15 protein-coding genes are annotated in these 17,479 nt (G+C 64.8%); 1 reads left to right on the plus strand and 14 read right to left on the minus strand.

The window, feature by feature from the left end; translation table 11 throughout:
• Positions 1 to 8: 8 nt before the first annotated feature.
• The 7 genes from ACIP02_RS13240 to ACIP02_RS13270 form a co-directional block, all read right to left on the minus strand.
• A complete protein-coding gene (locus ACIP02_RS13240; protein WP_400617144.1) occupies positions 9 to 1,169 on the minus strand; it encodes an acyl-CoA dehydrogenase family protein in 1,161 nt (386 codons plus the stop codon).
• A 33-nt stretch (positions 1,170 to 1,202) separates the two neighbouring features.
• Complete coding sequence (locus ACIP02_RS13245; protein WP_400617146.1) at positions 1,203 to 1,997, minus strand: enoyl-CoA hydratase/isomerase family protein; 795 nt, start codon at positions 1,995 to 1,997, stop codon at positions 1,203 to 1,205.
• Between the two features lie 357 nt (positions 1,998 to 2,354).
• Positions 2,355 to 3,761 carry an amino acid permease gene (locus tag ACIP02_RS13250; protein ID WP_400617149.1) on the minus strand — a complete coding sequence of 469 codons (1,407 nt, stop codon included), beginning with the start codon at positions 3,759 to 3,761 and terminating at the stop codon, positions 2,355 to 2,357.
• Positions 3,762 to 3,978: 217 nt separating this feature from the next.
• Positions 3,979 to 6,231, minus strand: coding sequence for an ATP-binding protein (locus ACIP02_RS13255; RefSeq protein ID WP_400617152.1), 2,253 nt, complete (start codon positions 6,229 to 6,231; stop codon positions 3,979 to 3,981).
• Positions 6,228 to 7,004, minus strand: a complete 777-nt coding sequence (locus ACIP02_RS13260; protein WP_400617155.1) for a substrate-binding periplasmic protein — start codon at positions 7,002 to 7,004, stop codon at positions 6,228 to 6,230. Before ACIP02_RS13260 ends, ACIP02_RS13255 begins: the two co-directional genes overlap by 4 nt.
• On the minus strand, positions 7,001 to 7,717 hold the full coding sequence (locus ACIP02_RS13265; protein WP_012271826.1) for a response regulator: 717 nt from the start codon (positions 7,715 to 7,717) through the stop codon (positions 7,001 to 7,003). The genes ACIP02_RS13260 and ACIP02_RS13265 overlap by 4 nt, the downstream gene beginning before the upstream one ends.
• Positions 7,718 to 7,791: 74 nt before the next feature.
• Positions 7,792 to 8,436 (minus strand): TetR family transcriptional regulator C-terminal domain-containing protein, encoded by a 645-nt coding sequence (locus tag ACIP02_RS13270; RefSeq protein WP_400617159.1) that lies wholly within the window; start codon positions 8,434 to 8,436, stop codon positions 7,792 to 7,794.
• Between the two features lie 129 nt (positions 8,437 to 8,565).
• On the opposite strand from ACIP02_RS13270, the gene ACIP02_RS13275 reads away from it, so the two are divergent.
• On the plus strand, positions 8,566 to 9,312 hold the full coding sequence (locus ACIP02_RS13275) for an enoyl-CoA hydratase-related protein (protein ID WP_400617162.1): 747 nt from the start codon (positions 8,566 to 8,568) through the stop codon (positions 9,310 to 9,312).
• Positions 9,313 to 9,479: 167 nt separating this feature from the next.
• On the opposite strand, the gene ACIP02_RS13280 is transcribed toward ACIP02_RS13275, so the two are convergent.
• From ACIP02_RS13280 to ACIP02_RS13310, 7 genes are all read right to left on the minus strand, one after another.
• The gene (locus tag ACIP02_RS13280) at positions 9,480 to 10,535 is read right to left on the minus strand and encodes a lipocalin-like domain-containing protein (protein WP_400617164.1); all 1,056 of its coding nucleotides are present in this window, start codon (positions 10,533 to 10,535) and stop codon (positions 9,480 to 9,482) included.
• Entirely contained in the window at positions 10,525 to 12,987 is a 2,463-nt protein-coding gene (locus tag ACIP02_RS13285) for an FtsX-like permease family protein (protein WP_400617167.1), read from the minus strand. The genes ACIP02_RS13280 and ACIP02_RS13285 overlap by 11 nt, the downstream gene beginning before the upstream one ends.
• Positions 12,987 to 13,652 carry an ABC transporter ATP-binding protein gene (locus tag ACIP02_RS13290; RefSeq protein WP_400617170.1) on the minus strand — a complete coding sequence of 222 codons (666 nt, stop codon included), beginning with the start codon at positions 13,650 to 13,652 and terminating at the stop codon, positions 12,987 to 12,989. The genes ACIP02_RS13285 and ACIP02_RS13290 overlap by 1 nt, the downstream gene beginning before the upstream one ends.
• A gap of 330 nt (positions 13,653 to 13,982) precedes the next feature.
• The gene (locus ACIP02_RS13295; RefSeq protein WP_400617172.1) at positions 13,983 to 14,513 is read right to left on the minus strand and encodes a membrane integrity-associated transporter subunit PqiC; all 531 of its coding nucleotides are present in this window, start codon (positions 14,511 to 14,513) and stop codon (positions 13,983 to 13,985) included.
• Positions 14,514 to 14,524: 11 nt separating this feature from the next.
• Positions 14,525 to 16,165, minus strand: coding sequence for an intermembrane transport protein PqiB (locus tag ACIP02_RS13300; RefSeq protein WP_400617175.1), 1,641 nt, complete (start codon positions 16,163 to 16,165; stop codon positions 14,525 to 14,527).
• Positions 16,165 to 16,794, minus strand: a complete 630-nt coding sequence (locus ACIP02_RS13305) for a paraquat-inducible protein A (protein ID WP_400617177.1) — start codon at positions 16,792 to 16,794, stop codon at positions 16,165 to 16,167. The genes ACIP02_RS13300 and ACIP02_RS13305 overlap by 1 nt, the downstream gene beginning before the upstream one ends.
• Positions 16,791 to 17,387: a paraquat-inducible protein A gene (locus tag ACIP02_RS13310; RefSeq protein ID WP_400617180.1), complete on the minus strand. Its 597-nt coding sequence runs from the start codon at positions 17,385 to 17,387 to the stop codon at positions 16,791 to 16,793. Before ACIP02_RS13310 ends, ACIP02_RS13305 begins: the two co-directional genes overlap by 4 nt.
• Between the last annotated feature and the right edge of the window lie 92 nt (positions 17,388 to 17,479).

Here is a 17,479-nt window from a genome sequence, read left to right on the forward strand (position 1 = left end):
CCTGGCAGTCAGCGCAGCAGCGGGCGCAGCAGTTCGCGGGCGATGATGTGTCGCTGGATCTCCGAAGTACCTTCCCAGATGCGTTCGATACGTGCGTTACGCCAGATGCGCTCGACCGGCCCTTCATCCATCAGGCCCATGCCGCCGAAGATCTGCACGGCTTCATCGGCCACCTTGCCCAGCGTCTCGCTGGCGAACAGCTTGGCCATACCGGCCTCGCCGTCGGTCATGCTGCCTTGGTCCATCTTCCAGGCGGTGTGCAGGGTGAGCATTTCTGCGGCACGAATCTGCGTGGCCATGTCGGCCAGCTTGAACGACACGCCCTGGTAGCTGCCGATGGCCTGGCCGAACTGTTTACGGTCGGCGGCCCACTGCAGCGACAGGTCAAGCGCACGCTGGGCCTGGCCCACGCAGTTGGCCGCAACCATCACGCGGCCGGCCGTGAGCCAGGCATTCGCCACTTCCCAGCCCTTGCCGACTTCGCCCAGGACCTTGCTGGCCGGCACCCGGCAATCGTCGAAGAACAGTTCGTAGGTGTGGTAGCCACGGTTGCTCACGCACTTGGGGCCACGGCGAATGGTCATGCCCGGGGTGCCCCGGTCGACCAGCAACGCGGTGACCGCATTGCGCTTGCGGCCGTTGTGCTCGTAGGTGTCGGTCACGGCGAAGACAATGGCGAAGTCGGCATGGCCGGCGTGGCTGATGAAATGCTTGCTGCCGTTGATGACAAAGTCATCGCCCTGGCGCACGGCACGGGTCTTGATGGCATTGGCATCCGAGCCGGCACCGGGTTCGGTGAGAGCAAAGCAGTCGGTTTTCTCGCCCTGCACGCACGGCAGCAGGTAATCGTTGACCTGCTCGTCCTTGCAGGCCATGAGGATTTTCGACGGCCGCGCGACGAACACATGCAGCGCCCAGGACACCTTGGACAGCTCGCGCTCGATCAGCGCCTGGGACAGGTAGTCCAGGCCACCGCCGCCGACTTCCTCAGGCATGTTAAAGGCATAGAACCCGGCAGCTATAGCCTTGCCGCGGATCTGCGCGGCCAGCTCTGGCGACACCGCGTCGGCGCGGTCCACCGCTTCCTCGTGGGGCAGCAGCTCCTTGGCGACAAAGCTGCGTACCGCTTCCACCAACATTTCTTGTTCTTGGGTCAGTTGGAAATTCATCTGCGAAGGTCCTGATGAGGGTCGGGTATTGGCTTACTGGCCGGTGAAACGGGGTGCGCGGCGTTCCATCGAAGCTTGCAAGGCTTCGGCGCCATCCTGGCTACGGCCGCACAGCAGGCCGGCCAGGCGTTCAGCCTCCAGCTGTTCGGCCAGGGTGCGCCGGGCGCCGTCGCGGATCAGTTGCTTGGTCTGCGCGTAGGCAAAGGTCGGGCCGTTGGCCAGGCGCCCGGCCAGTTCGGCGGCAACGGCGGGCAGTTGCTCGTCGGCGCAGACTTCGCTGACCAGCCCGGCGGCCAGGGCACGTTCGGCGCCCCACAGTTCGTCGAGGAACAGCAGGCGCTTGGCCTGCTCGCTGCCGATCAGCCGAGGCAGGTGCCAGCTGGCGCCGGCATCGGGGCTGTAGCCCATGCTGGTGTAGCCGGCCTTGAAGCGTGCCGACGCGGCCGCGATGCGCAGGTCGCAGCAGAGGCTGAGGTCCATGCCACCGCCCACGGCGGTGCCGTTGATGGCGGCAATGGTCGGCTTGTCGAGGCTGTGCAGTCGCAACATCAGGGCGTGGGCGGTTTCGGTCCAGCCGTAGCTTTCCAGGGTGCCCTGGGCTTCGGCTGCGGCCCACTCGGCCAGGTCGGCGCCGGCGCAGAAACTGCGGCCGCTGCCAGTCAACACCACCACGCGCACGGCCGGGTCACCGTTGCAGGTTTCCAGCAGCGCGTGCAGTTGCTTGAGGGTGGGGATATCCAGCGCATTGCGCTGCTCGGGGCGGTTGAGGGTGATCCAGGCAACGCCGGCTTCGACCTTGCTCAACAGTGACGACGACGGGGTGGTCATGGGGGGCCTCGGGTTGTTGTGGTGGTTATGGGGAGGGCTTGATGAGGGAGATACTAAACGAGTGTTCAACAAGGCGGCAATTGGGGGGAAATGGGCCTGTAACAGCGTTTAAAATCTATTTAACTTATTGTTTTTAAAGGTTTTATTTTATTTATTAAGCGCTAGGTGGGAGGTGGTTGTTACAACTTTGTACAACTGTGGGATTGCCGGGGGCGCGTTGCGCCCCTTTCGCGACACAAGGCCGCTCCTACAGGGGGAACGCATTCAGATTCAGCCGGACACGGTCTCCTGTAGGAGCGGCCTTGCGTCGCGATGGGCCGCAAAGCGGCCCCGGCAATCCAACGCCCTACACCTGGATTACACCCCAGGCGCACTCGGCGCAAACGCCCCCTGCCGACGCCGGTTGACCAGGTAATACGCCGCATAGCACAGCGCAATAAAACCAAAGCCCCAGTACAACGACGGCCGCTGGGTCTCATCCAGCGCCAGGAACACGAACAGCGAACTGCACAGGGTGATGCACAGCAGCGGCACCAGCGGGTACAGCGGCGCGCGGTACTTCAAGTCCTGCAGCTGCCCGCCGTCACGCAGGTAGGCCTTGCGAAAGCGATACTGCGCCAGCGCAATGACGATCCAGGTCACCGTGCCAGACATGCCGCTGATCGCCATCAACACCATGAACAGCGTGTCCGCGGCGACAAAGCTGGTCATCAGCGAGATCAGCGCAAAGCACAAGGTAATGCTCAGCGCGCGCAGCGGTACGCCACGTTTGCTCAGCGGCGACAGGCTTTTCGGCGCCATGCCACTCTTGGACATGGCCCAGAGAATGCGCGTGGAGGCATACAACCCGGAGTTGCCCACCGAGAGGATGGCGGTAAGGATGACGAAGTTCATCAGGTCGGCGGCGTACGGGATGCCGACCATGTCGAACACTTGCACGAACGGGCTTTCCATCAACCCGGCCTGCTCGTACGGCACGATGGCCGACAGCACGGCAATCGCCAGCACGTAGAAGATCAGTACACGGAACACCACGTTGCGCACGGCCCGCGGAATGCTCTTTTCCGGGTGCTCGGTCTCGCCGGCCGCCACGCCCATGATCTCGCAGCCCTGGAAGGCATAGACCACGGTCATCATCACCGCGAACACTGCCGACAGCCCGTGCGGGAACAACGATTCGCCCACCAGGTTGTTCAGCATCGGTGCCGGTGCGCCGCTGCTTAGCGGAATGGCGCCGAAAATCACCAGCAGGCCGATGACGATAAAGCCAAGGATGGTCGCCACCTTGATCCCCGAGAACCAGTACTCGGCCTCGCCAAAGGCGCGGGTGGCCAGGGCATTGAGGCCGAACAGCACCACCACGAACAGCGCCGACCAGTACCAGATCGGCACCTCCGGGAACCAGCGGGTCATCAGCATGCCGGCAGCAGTGAACTCCAGGCCCACGGTGGTAGCCCAGCTCATCCAGTACACCCAGCCGATCATGAAGCCGGTGGCCGGGCCGATGAACTTGGTGGCATGGGCCTGGAACGAGCCGGACACCGGCATCTGCACCGACAGCTCGCCCAGGCAGACCATTACCAGGTACATCAACAGGCCAGCCACGAGGTATGCCAGGATCGCACCCACCGGCCCACCCTGGTTGATGGTCACGCCCGAGCCCATGAACAAGCCGGTGCCGATCACCCCACCCAACGACAGCATGAAGATGTGCCGGCTTTTCAGGGCACGGGTAAGCTGGATTTTCTCGTGGTTGTCAGTCATGGCACACCTCGCCCTTGCGGCCGGTGCAGGGCCACGCGGCGAGCCCGCGCGGTGTGATGTAGAAGAGGGGCTGAGTGCTACGGCATGTCATTATTGTTGTCTCCAATAAGCCTCATGGACCGCGTACGACGCGGTTGCCATGGATTATTGGAAACGGATGTAAGGTGCCGTTGTACGAACGGATCGAAGATGTAAAAAGTCGTAAGTTTTTTGTACGTCAGCTCTGGATCAACTGTTCCAGGATGGTACGGGCCTGCGCCAGCTGGCTGGCCAGCGGCTCGTCGAGCGCTTGCAATGCCTGTGCGTCGTGTTGCCGGGCCGCGTCTTCGAGGCGACGTAACACTGCAGCGAGCCCGGAAAAGCCCAGCGAATCACAACTGCCGGCCAGGCGATGGGCCAGGTGCTGTACTTCGGTAAAGTCCTGGGCCGGCAGTGCCTCGGCCAGCGCCGTGGCGTGCTGCTTCAGCGACTGGCGCAGCACCGTCAGCAGGCCCTGCAGCTTCTGCTCACCCAGCAGCGAGCGGTGGGTGTCCAGCAGTGGCCAGTCCATGTGTGCGTCAGTGCCAGCCACTTCACGGGGGGCGACTTCAGCCAACGCCTCGCGCAGGTTGGCCAACCGCAAGGGTTTGGCGAGCACCCCCTGCATGCCGGCGTCCAGATAACCCGGCACTTGCCCCGGCTGCACGCCGGCCGTCAGCGCCAGCATGCGGCTGTGGCGGTTCGGCCCCGGCGTGGCGCGCAACTGCTGGCACAACTCCACCCCGCTCATGCCCGGCAGGTGCACGTCGAGCAGGATCAGGTCGAAGCGCTGCAGGGCACAGGCTTGCAGGGCCTGCCCGGCATCTTCGGCAAAGCTGACCCGGTGGCCCTCGCGCAGCAGCAGGCCCCCTGCCACCTCGCGGTTCAGCGCCACGTCTTCGACCACCAGGATATCCAGGCTGGGCAACGGCAGCGGGGCGACTGAACTGGCTGGTGCGGGTTGCCCACACGCCATGTCGAGTTCGAACCAGAAACAGCTGCCCTGCCCTTGCACGCTCTGCAGGCCGATGCTGCCCCCCAGCTTTTCCACCAGGTGCTTGCAGATCGCCAGGCCCAGGCCAGTGCCGCCATAGCGCCGCGCTACCGCCTCGCTGGCCTGGACGAAACGGTCGAAGATCCGCGCCTGCACATCGGGTTCGATGCCAATGCCGTTGTCACTGACCGACAGCCGCAAACGCTGTGCGGTTTCGCCGCTGGCCAGCACCTGCACTTTGAGCTGCACCTGGCCGTGCTCGGTAAACTTGATGGCATTGGCCAGCAGGTTGCTCAGCACCTGGCGCAGGTACTGCTCGGCACCCTGTTGGTAATCGGCCAATGTTTCATCGATCACCAGTTGCAAGGTGTCGCCGTTATCCATAGCCATGGGTTCAAGCAGCGTCAGCACCTCCTGGCACAACTGGCGCAGCGAAAACCCGACCCGTTCGGCGCGGCTCTCGCCCTCTTCAAGGCGGGCGAAATACAGCACTTCGTTGAGGATCGCCAGTAGCCCCTCGCCAGCCTTGTACAAGGCTTCGACACGCTGGCGGTCGGCCGCCTGCAGCCGGGCGCCACGCAGCAACTCGGCCATGCCGAGGATACCATTGAGCGGCGTGCGCAGCTCATGGCTCATGGTTGCCAGAAAGCGCGACTTGGCCAGGTTGGCAGCCTCGGCGTCGTCCTTGGCCCGGGCCAGGCTGGCGGTACGCCGCTCGACCATGGCCTGCAGTTCATCACGTTTGTCCTGCAACGCCAGGCGGTCGCGCTCGCGCCGTTCGATATCACTGAGGATGGCCCGGCGCATGTCGTCCAGCGCGTTGGCCACCGTGTCGATTTCATCTGCGCGCGCCGACGGGCGACGGCCCAGGCGCAAAGGCTCCTGCCATTGGCCGGCGCCAATACGGCGGGCGAACTCGGCCATCACCTGCAGGTGGCGGGTGACCAGGCGGTAGAACAGCCCCGACAATGCCACCGCCAGGCCACACAGGAACACCCCCATCCACAGCAGGCTGGCCAAGCCGGTGGCGTACAGCCGACGGTGCACCGCACCCAGGTCGATGCTGACCTCCAGCTCGCCCAGGTGCCTGGCCGGCCCTGACGGAGGCTGGTAATCAAGCGGAAAACGCTCGATGCGCAACGGCCCCTTGGGCTCGGCCACGCCGCGCAACAGCTGGAAATCATCGCTGACCAGGCGCACCCGCGCCACGTCGGAAAAGTCCACCAAGCCACGCAGTTGCACGTCCAGCTGTGCCTCGTCCAGGTCCCACAGGCTGCGCTCCAGGCTGGCCAGGTAGCCGGCGCGGATCAACGCCATGCGCGCCTCGATATCACGCATCTCGCGGCGGTATTCAAAGTACAGTTGCACCGAACTGGCCAGCACGGTGAAACACAGGCTGAACAGCAGAATGAACAGCAACAGCCGGCGTAACAGGCCATCGGTGCGCAGGCGGATCATCGGGCATCCGCCGGCAGGTTGATCATGTCACGGTAGGTGACTTCGCTCTGCTCCAGCCAGCGCTGAATCTCGCCGGCCTGGTTCATGCGCTGCAGCTGTGCGTCGATTTCAGCCATGTGCCGGCTCAAGGGCGATTGCCGCGACACGGCCACGCGCAGGTAGTCCACGCTGAGCGCGGTGGGCAAGGCGCGAATGTCCTGCGCGCCGGGCAGGTGCTCGATGAACAGCAGGCCGGTGCGCCGCTCCTGGATCACGTAATCGATGCGCCCGCGGATCAACTTGCCAAAGTTCTGCTGGCTGGAAGACACCCGCTCGATGTTCTGGTGACGGGCGACAAAACGGTCGAACTCGGCGCCGTAGCTTTCGCCATACAGCAGGCCACCGCGGTAGCCGGCCAGGTCTTCCAGCTGCTGGAACTGCACCGGCCGCTGGCGGTTGTAGAACACCGCCACTTCCTCGCGCAGCACCGGCACCGAAGAAAAACGCATGCGCTGGTCGCGCTGGTCGCTGTTATAGGCCAGCACCACGTCCACCCGCCCGGCGGCGGCGTCCATCAGGCAGCGCTTCCAGTTGCCCAGCACCACGGTCTGCACCGGGTAGCCCATACGGGCAAACAACTCGCGCACCACGGTCGGCGCCACGCCACGCACCTGGTGGCCGTCGCTCCAGGAAATCGGCGGGTACACCGGGTAGTCGCAGTAGCGCACCGGCTCTGTGGCACTGGCCTGCGCAGCGAGCAACGCCAGGGCCAGCAGCCAGGCGCGGCAGGTCATGCCGCCACGCTGGCGGTGAACAGGTAGCCGGTGCCATGGATGGTGATGATCAGTTGCGGCTCGGCCGGGTCGTCATGCAGCTTGCGCCGCAGGCGGCCGACCAGCACGTCGATGGAGCGGTCGTTGGGCACCCATTCGCGGTTGCGGATCTGGTCCATCAACTGGTCACGGCTAAGGGTGTGGCCGCTGTTGCGCAAGAACACGCTGAGCAACTGGAACTCGCCGTGGGTGAGCAGGGTTTGCCCGCCCCTGGCATCAATCAGCCGCCGGCGGTCGGTGTCCAGCGCCCAGTCGGCGAACTGCTTCAGCGATTGTGCGCAGGCCGGCGCCGGGTGTACTTCGCGGGCATGACGCACGCGGCGGATCAGGTTCTTGGCGCGGGACACCAGCTCGCGGGGGTTGAGCGGTTTGATCACGTAGTCATCGGCGCCGCATTCCAGGCCGACAATGCGGTCGATGTCGTCGTTGCGCCCGGTGATGAGGATGATGCCGACCTCCGAACGCACGCGCAGTTCGCGGGTCAGGGTGAGGCCATCCTTGCCGGGCAGGCGGATGTCCAGCAGCACCAGGTCAACGTCCTGGCTGCCCAGCAGGGCTTCGGCCTTTTCTGCGGTGTCGGCGCAGTGTACGTCGTAGCCTTCCTGGGACAGGTAGGCCTGCAGCAAGTCACGAATAAGCGGATCGTCATCGACGATCAATACCCGAGGCGTCATTGCGTGTTGTCTCTTTTTTATTGGTGTTGTTCTACACACTCGCGACAGCAGCGTACTCGTTACTGAACGGGTGATCAACAGCCCTCGGGCAGGCTGAAGCGCCGCCGGCCACCGGCCTGCAGGCCGTCGACCCAGGCTTCGCAGATGACCACGCCCTGCTCAGGGGTGAAGGTGCCGGGGTTGAGCCCCGACTCCAGCCACAGGCCATCGAGCAAGGCGCTGAGGCTGATGGCCGCCAGGTCGGCATTGAAGCCCTCCCAGCCTTCCTCTTCAGCCAGGCTGGCCAGCAGCCGGCAGAGTTCGTTGCGGTACTCGCCGTAAGAGTGGTCGTGCACCTGGTTGATTGCCTCGGCGGTTTTCACCGCGCCCCAGAACGCCAGCCAGGCGTCGAGCAATTGCGGGTCGAGCAACTCGCTGCAAAACGACGCACGGAAGAACGCCGACAGCCGCTCGCGCGCATTGGGCGCAGCCTGGGCCATGGCCTCGCGCAGCAGGCCCATCACCCGGCCGGTGACGGCCATGTAGGCTTCGGCCACCAGTTCGTCCTTGCCGGCATAGTGATGGCTGATCAGCCCGACCGAAACCCCGGCCTCGGCCGAGATCTTGCGGATCGAAGCACCCTGGAAGCCATGGCGCTTGAGGCACACCAGAGTCGCCTCGACCAGGTTGGCTTTGCGCAGTTCCGGCAGCATGCGGTGGTAGCGGGCTTCCTGATTCATCGGCGGGTCTCTTCGCAGGGGCTGGCGGTAACAGGCTGGACTGAACGACTGTACAACAAGCCGGACCGCATGATAAACCCTGAGCACCCATGCCCGACCGGGCCAACCACAACAACAAAAGCGGCTGCCATGAACGACCTGATCACACGCGACCTGGACCAGGGCCTGCTGACCCTGGCCTTCAACCGCCCCGACAAGCTCAATGCGCTGAACAACGCCATGTACCAGCAGTTGGGTGACCTGCTGCTGGCAGCAAGTGAAGACCCCGCTGTCGAGGTCATCCTCATCACCGGCAACCCGCAGTGCTTTACTGCGGGCAACGACCTTCGCGACTTCCTCGACAACCCGCCCAGCGACCTGGACAGCCCGGTGTTCCGCCTGATGCGCGTGGTCATGAGCCTGGACAAGCCGTTGCTTGCTGCGGTCAGTGGTGCGGCGATCGGCATCGGTGCCACCTTGCTGTTGCACTGCGACCAGGTGCTGGTCAGCCGCTCGGCCAAGCTGCGCATGCCGTTTGCGCCCTTGGGGGTGTGCCCGGAGTTCGGCTCCAGCCTGTTGCTGCCACGCTTGCTGGGCCAGGCCCGTGCTGCCAGCTTGCTGCTGGGCAACACCTTGCTTGATGGCGAGCAGGCGGTGGCCTGGGGGCTTGCCAATGCGCTGCACGAAGATGGCGAACAGTGCCTGGCTGCGGCGCGCACGCTGGCGCGGCAGTTGCAAGGGTATCCCCAGGCGGCGTTGCGGATCAGCAAGCGCTTGCTCAAGGAAAGCCAGCGGGCAGAGCTGGAGGCGACGGTAGCGCGGGAGAGCCGGTTGTTTATCGAGTGCTTGCGTAGCGAAGAGGCGCGTGCCGTTTTGCGCGGGCTAATCAAGGATTGATCAGGCTGCCGCGGCCCCCTGTAGGAGCGGCCTTGTGTCGCGAGAGGGGTGCGAAGCGCCCCCAAGATTTTTGCATTGCCGCAAAAATCGCCGGGGCCGCTTCGCGGCCCTATCGCGACGCAAGGCCGCTCCTACAAGGGACCGCGTAACGACCGAAATGTAAGTTCCTAATACCCGGTCATCTCCAGATACCCACGCCCACCCGCCCCCCCGCTCAAGCGCACCGGCCCTTCCCAATACGGGAAGCGGGTCTGCATCCACGCCTGCGGCTCCACGGCCTCAACCTGCACATCCACCCCACGCCCAGGCACCTGCACCCGCCAGCGCGTCGGCACCTGCTTGCCGTTTTGCAGCCTCGTCCAAGCCAGTGCCTGCAGCTGGATCTGCGCCCCTTGCAACGCCACCACCTCTCCCTGCGGCCCGACCCAGGTCCCGGCACGGTACGGCTCCCCTTGCGCCTCACGCACCTGGAACAGCATCAGCCTGGCGCCACTGTCCAGGTGCAGCGAGAACCAGTCCCAGCCCGTCTGCCCGGCGGCCAATGGCTGGCTGCTCCACTCCCGATCCAGCCAGGCCTGGCCCGTCACCACAATGCACATGCCGCCACGCTCCACCTCCCCGCGCACATGGTAGAACGGCTGGCTGTAATAGTACGAAGCTTGCCCCTTGCCAGACTTTTCGCTGTAGCCCTGATCCCCATGCAGCACCAGCGGTCGTTCGCTACGCAGGTGCAAGTCGTAGCGGAAACCCTCACCACCCGCCGTCATGTGCAGGTCGTCGATGGCCTCCCTGCCCTGCAGCGACCAGTCATTGATCCACGCCCGAAACGGCTGGGCCTGCACGCCGGCCTGACCGATGCCACCACGCGCCAGGGTTTCAGCCGACTGATGGCCACCGGGGCCAGTCAACGCCGCGTGGCCCATCCACAGGTTCGGGCTGTTCCAGCCGCCGGTCTCCGGGCCGGGGCGCAAGGCCGAACGGAACAGTGTCCACTGCGCGCCCCAGTCACGCCCCTGGGCATCCTTGAGGTTGGCCGTGACGTACCACCACTCGATGCGAAAGCCATTGTGGGCGCCATGATCGCGTGGAAACACCAGCGGATGCTCGCGGGTCACCTGGCTGAACTCGCCCGCCTGCTGCCCGAGCCCGGCATAGCTTTGCGGTGCCGGCTGGTCACAGCCGCACAGCAACCCGCAGAGCAACAGCCAGGCATTACGCTTCATCGGCAAACGGCCTCAACAGTTCACGCGGCTGGCGACGCGCCAGCTGCCACACCGGCCAGGCGCTGGCCAACAGGCTGGTGAGCAAGCCCAACATGGCCAGTTGCAGCAGCTGCGCAGGGAACACGTAGAGCGGCAAGCGCCAGCCGAATGCTTGTACGTTCACTACCGCGACCAGGCACCACGCCAGCAGCACACCCAACGGCATCGCCAGCAACACGGTAAAGCTGCTGAGCATCAGCGTCTGGCCAAGGCTCAACCATGCCAGCCGTGCACGCCGTACACCCAATGCCCATAGCGGTGCCAGCTGGCTCAGCCGGGACTGGCCCAGCGTCAGCAAGTTGATGAACAGCGCCACGCCGGCCACGCCCAAGGTAAGGCTGTTGAGCGCGGCCGTGGCGGCGAACGTGCGGTTGAACACATCGGTCGACCAGCGTTTCAACCGTGCCTGCTCGACCACGCGGCTGTCGTCCAGGTGGTAGCGCTGTTGCAACTCGGCCTTGATGGACGGCCCCTGTTCGGCAAGCAGGTCGACGCTCAACCCTGTCAGTGCTGCGTCTGGCCAATGTTCACGCAGCCAGTGGGCATTGACCAGTACGTGCCCCTTGGGGTTGCCGTAATCAGCATAGATAGCCACAACCGTCAGGGCTGGCGAGGTACGTGCAGGCATTGCAAAGCTATCGCCCAATTGCAGTTTCAGTCGCCTGGCCAACTGCTCGCTGAGCATCACCGCGCGCCCGCTGGCCAACTGCTCCCAGGCGTGAGGCTGTTGTTGCAGCAACGGCCAGCGGGTTCGATAGACCGGGTGATCGACAATGCCCTGGATTTGCACAGGCCAACCTTGCAGCTGCATTTCGACACGCCAGCCAGGCAGGACCACACCGACAGCCGGTTGCTGACCAAGCCATTCGGCTATCTGTAAGCCCTGGTCTGTATCGCGTGGGGACACGTACAGGTCGGCGGACAAACGCTGGTCAAGCCAGCTGACAAAGGTCTTGCGAAAACCCTCGGTCATGCTGCCCACACCAACACTGGCAGCCAGCGCCAGCAGCAAGGCCATCAGCGCCAGGCTCAGGGCAGGCAGCTGCTGGCGGCTGTCAGCGACAAACCATTGCGCCAATGGCCGCTGGCAACGGCGCGCCAGCCAGGCCAGCACCCGGTCGAGCACGGCCGGCAACAACAGCGCCGCCGCCAGCAGCAGCGCGGCCAGCATGGCGAAAGCACTGGGCAGGCTATTGCCAAGCACACCACAACCCACGCCCAGCAAAAGCAACAAGCCTGCCACCACCGCCTGACGTTTCAACAACTGCCCCTGTGCCAATCGCCAAGCCTGGGGCTGCGCCAGCGCCAGCAGCGGTAGCCGTGCTGCCCGCAATACACTGCTCAGGCCTGCCAGCAATGCACCGAGCACACTCACCAACAGCCCGGCCAGCCACCACCACGCGGGCAGGCTCAGCGTGCCGGCGACCTGGGCGCCATAAAGGCCACGCAGGCTGGCGGCAACATCGGGCAGCAACCCTGCAGCCAAGGCATAACCACTGGCCACGCCGGCCAGCCCGCCCATGACTGCGAACAGGCCCAGTTCCAGCACCAGAGCCCACAGCAGGGTTTGCAAGCTGACGCCACAGGCGCGCAAGTTGCGAATCAGCCCCCGCCGCTGCTCCAGCGCCAGACCGATCGCGGCATGGGCAATGAACAAGCCGACAACGAACGCCAACAGGCCGAGGGCAGTCAGGTTAAGGTGGAAGCTGTCAGTCAGGCGCTGCAAACCACCGTCGTCATGCTGGGGTTGCAGTTCAAGGTATGGCGCAATGCCTGGTGGCAGAAGCCCCGGGCTACCGGCTACCAGCAATCGCGACAACTGCCCGGGAGCCTGCAACAACGCCTGCGCATGCCCGATATCGACCACCATCACCCCGGGCGCTAATTCAGGCCGCAGCATCACCGGCGGCAGCGCCTGCCCCTCGCTGTCGTATGCCACCTGCCCGGCGTTTACCTTCAACTGCCGCAAGGTGTCAGGCCCAACCCAGGCTTGCCCGGGCGCCCCGATGAACGCCTGCAGGTCGAAAGCTTGCGGCTGCACCCCGGCAATGCTGCTGGCCGGCGGCAGGCTTAACGGCTCGATGCCGATCAGGCGCACGCTGCGCGCCGGCTCGCCCGGCAGGCGCAAACGCCCTTCCAGCACCGGCGACACTGCCCAGCCCAGCCTGCGCAGCTGCACGTACAGCGCCTGGTCAAAGCGCTCGCCCTGGCGCGGCAGCAGTTGCGCCTGCAGCGGCCCGGCCAGTACTGCACTGGCCCGGGCATAGTCGCTGCGCGCCTGGCTGTTAAGCGCCTGCACACCCGTCCACAGCGCAGTCGCCAGCCACAGGCCGGTGAAGATGCTGACGCACTGCACACGATGGCGCCACCAGTGGCTGAGCAGCGCCAACAGGGCCAACGATAACAGCCTCATCAGCCCGGCTCGGCCCGCACGCGACCGGCGTGCAAGTAGCATCGCTGCTGCAAGCGCGCCGCCAGCCGCGGGCTGTGGGTCACCATCAGCACACCGCTGCCGGTTTCAGCGACCAGTTGCAGCAACAGGCTCAACACTTCATCGCTACTGGCTTCATCGAGGCTACCGGTGGGTTCGTCGGCCAACAACCAGGCCGGCCGCCCGGCCAGTGCACGGCCGATGGCGACGCGTTGCTGCTGGCCGCCGGATAGCTGTTCCGGGTAACGCGAAAGCAGGTCCGCCAGGCCCAGGCGTTGGGCCAGGTAGGCGACCCAATCGGGGTCGTGCCGGTCGGCCAGCCTGGCCTGGAATGCCAGGTTGCTCCCCACATCCAGGCTGCTGATGAGGTTGTACTGCTGAAACACCAGGCCAATCCCCTGCCGCCGCCACTGGGCCAGCGATGCCTCCGAACGGCCGTCGAGGGGAATTTCGTCGATCAGAATGCGGCCGCTGTCGGCACGGTCCAGGCCGGCCACCAGGTGCAGCAGGGTGCTCTTGCCGCTGCCCGACTCACCCATCAGCGCCAGGCTGCTGCTGCGCGGCAGGCGCAGGTCGACGCCCTGCAATACCGGGAGTGGGCCTTGGGGGGTGGGGAATGACTTGTAAAGGTTTTCGATGACCAGCATCGAGAGGCCTTGGTGCGGTGCGTGTCCTTTTAGGAATAGCAGATTCGCGCAGGGATACCCGGACATTCGCCCAGACGGCTCGTCGATCCACCTGAAAGGATCCAACACGATGCATGGCACCAGCCGGCCTGCATCACCTTCAAGGCATGCACAGAACCTGTAGGAGCGGCCTTGCGTCGCGATGGGCTGCGCAGCAGCCCCAGGGTTTGCGCACAGATGCATACATTTCCGGGGCTGCTTCGCAGCCCATCGCGACGCAAGGCCGCTCCTACAAGTGTCCCTGCTAATTCAGTGAATGTTGCCCGCGAAAAAAGCGACGCGGTGGCGGGCTCAGGCTGAACAGCTACCCCGGCTGGCACTTGCCCGTACCGCCTCGGCCAGCTTGCGCAGGTTGGCCTGGTGCGCATTCACCAGGCTGGCGATGCTGTTGTCCGCCGCGCTTTGCACCGAGGTGCGGCACGTCAGTTCGGCCTGCCCCGCCTGCTTCAGGCGCCACACTGCCTCGAGTGTGGCGTAGCGCCCCGGCACCGTGTCAAAGCGCTGCACGTCCACCCGTAGCGCCGCGTTGGCGCCCCCCGCAGGGCCGCCTAACTGGTCCTGCAAGGCGCTGCGAAACTCATCCACCAGGTTAGCCCCCCACCACTCCGTCTCAAGGATGGCCAAGCCGCTGGGCCCCTGCCGCACGACGAGTTGCGGGCGGTCGACCTGGGGCGGTACGACCACACGGGTCACCTGAATGCGCTGGCCACTGCCGCGCACCGGCTCGCTCGGCACCAGCGTATGGTAGTTGTTCGGCGTACTGCTGCAGCCCCCGAGCCACACCAGCAGGCTGGCCACACACACATTGCGCAGTCGTTGCATCGGCTGTTTCCTCAGGGTTCAAGGTCGGCGGCACCGGCCGCTTTCGGCCGGCCACGAATCAGCGACTCGGGGTGGCGGCCCAGGTAATCGGCAAGGTCACGCAGCGAACGCGACATGCGCTCCAGCTCGTCCAGGGTTTCGCCCATGCGCTCGCGCTGCGGCGAGTCTTCGGAGATCGCCGAATTGGCCGTACGCAGGGTCTTGTGCACTTCCTCCAGCGCCACCTTCACGTCTGGCAAGGTCTGGCCGTTGAACTGTTTGAGGCTGGCACGCAGCTCGCGCAGGCTGCCGTCGAGGTTGCCGGCGATGCTTTCCAGCGGCAGCTGGGCAATACGCTCCACCACCCGCTGCAGTTGTTCCTGCAACTGCTCCAGGCTGCCGGGCAGCGTGGGGATCATGATGGGGTTGGCGGCCATGTCGAACGTGACCTTGGGCACATCCGGGTAGAAATCAAGGGAGATGAACATTTGCCCGGTGATCAGGTTGCCGCTGCGCGCCTGGGCCCGCAACCCGTGTTCGACGAAGGTGCCGATCAACCGCCGCGCACCGTCCATGTCGCCTTCGGTGTGCTTGAATACCGCTAGCATCTTGCGGTGCACCGGCCCTAGCCGCTGTGGGTAGATCACTGCGTCAACCACTACCGGAAAGGTCTGCCGGTCGGCATCGTAATCCAGCTTGATCGACGTGACCCGGCCAAACTCCACCCCTTTGAACTCGACCGGCGCGCCCACCGACAGCCCGCGCATGGCCTGGTCGAAGCGCAATTGCAGGTACTGGGCCTGGCCATTAGGTGGTGCCAGCGCGGTGTCGCGATCGGCAAACAGCTGAAAGCGCGCCTGGTCGGCAGCCGGTTCGGCTTGCGGGGCAAAATCCGGTGAGCCGAAGGCCAGCCCGCCGACCAATATCGATGACAACGATTCGGTATCGACCTTGAGCCCGTTGGCGCCAATCTGCATGTCGACGCCACTGGCATTCCAGAAGCGGCTGTCGGCGGTGACGAAGGTGTCGTAGGGTGCCTGCACGAACACGCCAATCTCCACGCCCTTGCCATCGTCCTGCAGGGCGAAGGACACCACCTCACCCACCGGGATCTTGCGGTAGTAGATCGACGAGCCGACATCCAGCGAGCCCAGGTCGCTGGCAGTCAGGACGAAGCGCTTGCCCTTCTCGTCATAGGTAATCGGTGGCGGCAGTTCGAGGCCGACGAAGGTCTTTTCCGGGGCTTTCGACTCACCCGAGTCGGCGCCGATGAAACTGCCCGACAGCAGCGTATCCACGCCAGAAACTCCACCCACGCCGATGCGCGGGCGCACCACCCAGAAGCGCGCGCCCTCGGTGGCGAACGCGCGGGCGTCGTTGGACAGCTGCACTTTGGCCACCACGCTCTTCTTGTCGTCGGCCAGGTCCACCGTGGTTACTTCGCCTATCACCACGCTGCGGTACTTGACCTGGGTCTTATGCGCCACCAACCCTTCCCCGCTGTGGAAGGAGATGGCGATCACCGGCCCTTGCTGCATCCAGTTGCGCACCACCAGTGAGGCGCCGATCAGGATCGCCAGGATCGGCACGATCCACACCAGCGACACGCTCCAGCGCCGGGTGCGCACTTCAGCCTGCCCCGGCCCCTCGTGCTTGTCAGTCTGTTGCCCCATCAATGCGGCCTCCCCTCGTTGGCATGGCTATCCCAGATCAGGCGTGGATCGAAGCTCATCGCAGAAACCATGGTCAGCACCACCACCATGCCGAAAAACAGGATGCCTACCCGTGGCTCGATGGTGCCCAGCCCGCGCAGTTGCACCAACGCCGCCACCAGCGCCACCACCATCACATCGAGCATCGACCAGTAGCCGATCAGTTCGACGAAACGGTACAGCTGCGAGCGCTGCCGGCGCGCCCAGGTAGAGCGGCGCTGGGCGGTGTACAGCAGCAGGCCGAGGGAAAAGAACTTGATCGCCGGCACCCCGACACTGGCAATGAAGATGATCAGCGCGATGTCCCAGGCGCCGGCCTCCCAGAACTCCAGCACACCACCGCCGATGGTGCTTTCGCTGCCACTGCCGAGCATTTCGGTGCGCATGACCGGTAGCAGGTTGGCGGGGATGTAGAAAACCAGTGCGGCCAGCAGAAACGCCCAGCCGCGGCTGATGGCATTGGCCTTGCGCCGGTGAATGCCAGCACCGCAGCGGTTGCAGGTGTGCGCGCCGCTGCTCAGGTCGCAGGCCTGGCCACAGCCATGGCACAGGCACAGGCCCAGGTCGTCAGCGTTGGCCGGGGTGGTCATACCTGCTCCCACAAATCGCGGATGTCCTTGCCGGCGATATGAATGATCAACATGCTCAGCGCGGCCAGGGCCACCAGGCCGATGCCCGGGATCACATCGAGCAACCCCGCCAGCTTGATCACCGCCACCATGGCCCCCAGCAGGCAAACCTCCAGCATGCTCCAAGGCCGCAGACTCTCCAGGCCGCGCATGCACAGGGCAAAGCCAGGGGCACGGCGGCCAGCCAGGGCGAAACTCAGCACCCAGCACAGCACGGCAATCTGCAGCACTGGCGCAAAGATGATCGACAGTGCCATGACCAGGGCGATGAAGGTGATGCTGCCGTGGCTGAGGATCAGCACCGAGTCCCACAAGGTGGCGGAATGGGTGAGCCCCTGCATGCCGATGGTCATCACCGGGTAATAATTGGCGAACACCAGCAGGATGCCGCCGGTCACGCTCAGGGCCAGGCGTTGCTCGATCGTCAGCGACCGATGCCGGTACAGCACCCCGCCACAACGCTGGCACAGGGCGCGCTGGTGTTTATGCAGCGGCGCACGGTGGTACACCGTGTCGCAGTATTCGCAGATGATCAGATCGCGGGTCGGGCTCATGGCGGCTCCACCGGCGGCCCGGTTGCAGGCCATGATGCGAAGGAACAATGTTTGATATCCGGTTTAGACCATCTGGGCAAAACTGCCATCTG

The sequence above is a fragment of the Pseudomonas sp. NPDC089408 genome (assembly GCF_044749445.1).
In the GTDB taxonomy this organism is placed as follows: domain Bacteria; phylum Pseudomonadota; class Gammaproteobacteria; order Pseudomonadales; family Pseudomonadaceae; genus Aquipseudomonas.

What these genes read in the sequence shown, in the direction of transcription:
- ACIP02_RS13270 (WP_400617159.1), bottom strand. Translation starts at nt 8,436, where the DNA reads ATGAATCAGGAAGCCCGCTACCACCGCATGCTGCCGGAACTGCGCAAA.
- ACIP02_RS13250 (WP_400617149.1), bottom strand. Translation starts at nt 3,761, where the DNA reads ATGACTGACAACCACGAGAAAATCCAGCTTACCCGTGCCCTGAAAAGC.
- ACIP02_RS13310 (WP_400617180.1), bottom strand. Translation starts at nt 17,387, where the DNA reads ATGAGCCCGACCCGCGATCTGATCATCTGCGAATACTGCGACACGGTG.
- ACIP02_RS13275 (WP_400617162.1), top strand. Translation starts at nt 8,566, where the DNA reads ATGAACGACCTGATCACACGCGACCTGGACCAGGGCCTGCTGACCCTG.
- ACIP02_RS13280 (WP_400617164.1), bottom strand. Translation starts at nt 10,535, where the DNA reads ATGAAGCGTAATGCCTGGCTGTTGCTCTGCGGGTTGCTGTGCGGCTGT.
- ACIP02_RS13245 (WP_400617146.1), bottom strand. Translation starts at nt 1,997, where the DNA reads ATGACCACCCCGTCGTCGTCACTGTTGAGCAAGGTCGAAGCCGGCGTT.
- ACIP02_RS13295 (WP_400617172.1), bottom strand. Translation starts at nt 14,513, where the DNA reads ATGCAACGACTGCGCAATGTGTGTGTGGCCAGCCTGCTGGTGTGGCTC.
- ACIP02_RS13285 (WP_400617167.1), bottom strand. Translation starts at nt 12,987, where the DNA reads ATGAGGCTGTTATCGTTGGCCCTGTTGGCGCTGCTCAGCCACTGGTGG.
- ACIP02_RS13305 (WP_400617177.1), bottom strand. Translation starts at nt 16,794, where the DNA reads ATGACCACCCCGGCCAACGCTGACGACCTGGGCCTGTGCCTGTGCCAT.
- ACIP02_RS13290 (WP_400617170.1), bottom strand. Translation starts at nt 13,652, where the DNA reads ATGCTGGTCATCGAAAACCTTTACAAGTCATTCCCCACCCCCCAAGGC.
- ACIP02_RS13260 (WP_400617155.1), bottom strand. Translation starts at nt 7,004, where the DNA reads ATGACCTGCCGCGCCTGGCTGCTGGCCCTGGCGTTGCTCGCTGCGCAG.
- ACIP02_RS13240 (WP_400617144.1), bottom strand. Translation starts at nt 1,169, where the DNA reads ATGAATTTCCAACTGACCCAAGAACAAGAAATGTTGGTGGAAGCGGTA.
- ACIP02_RS13255 (WP_400617152.1), bottom strand. Translation starts at nt 6,231, where the DNA reads ATGATCCGCCTGCGCACCGATGGCCTGTTACGCCGGCTGTTGCTGTTC.
- ACIP02_RS13300 (WP_400617175.1), bottom strand. Translation starts at nt 16,165, where the DNA reads ATGGGGCAACAGACTGACAAGCACGAGGGGCCGGGGCAGGCTGAAGTG.
- ACIP02_RS13265 (WP_012271826.1), bottom strand. Translation starts at nt 7,717, where the DNA reads ATGACGCCTCGGGTATTGATCGTCGATGACGATCCGCTTATTCGTGAC.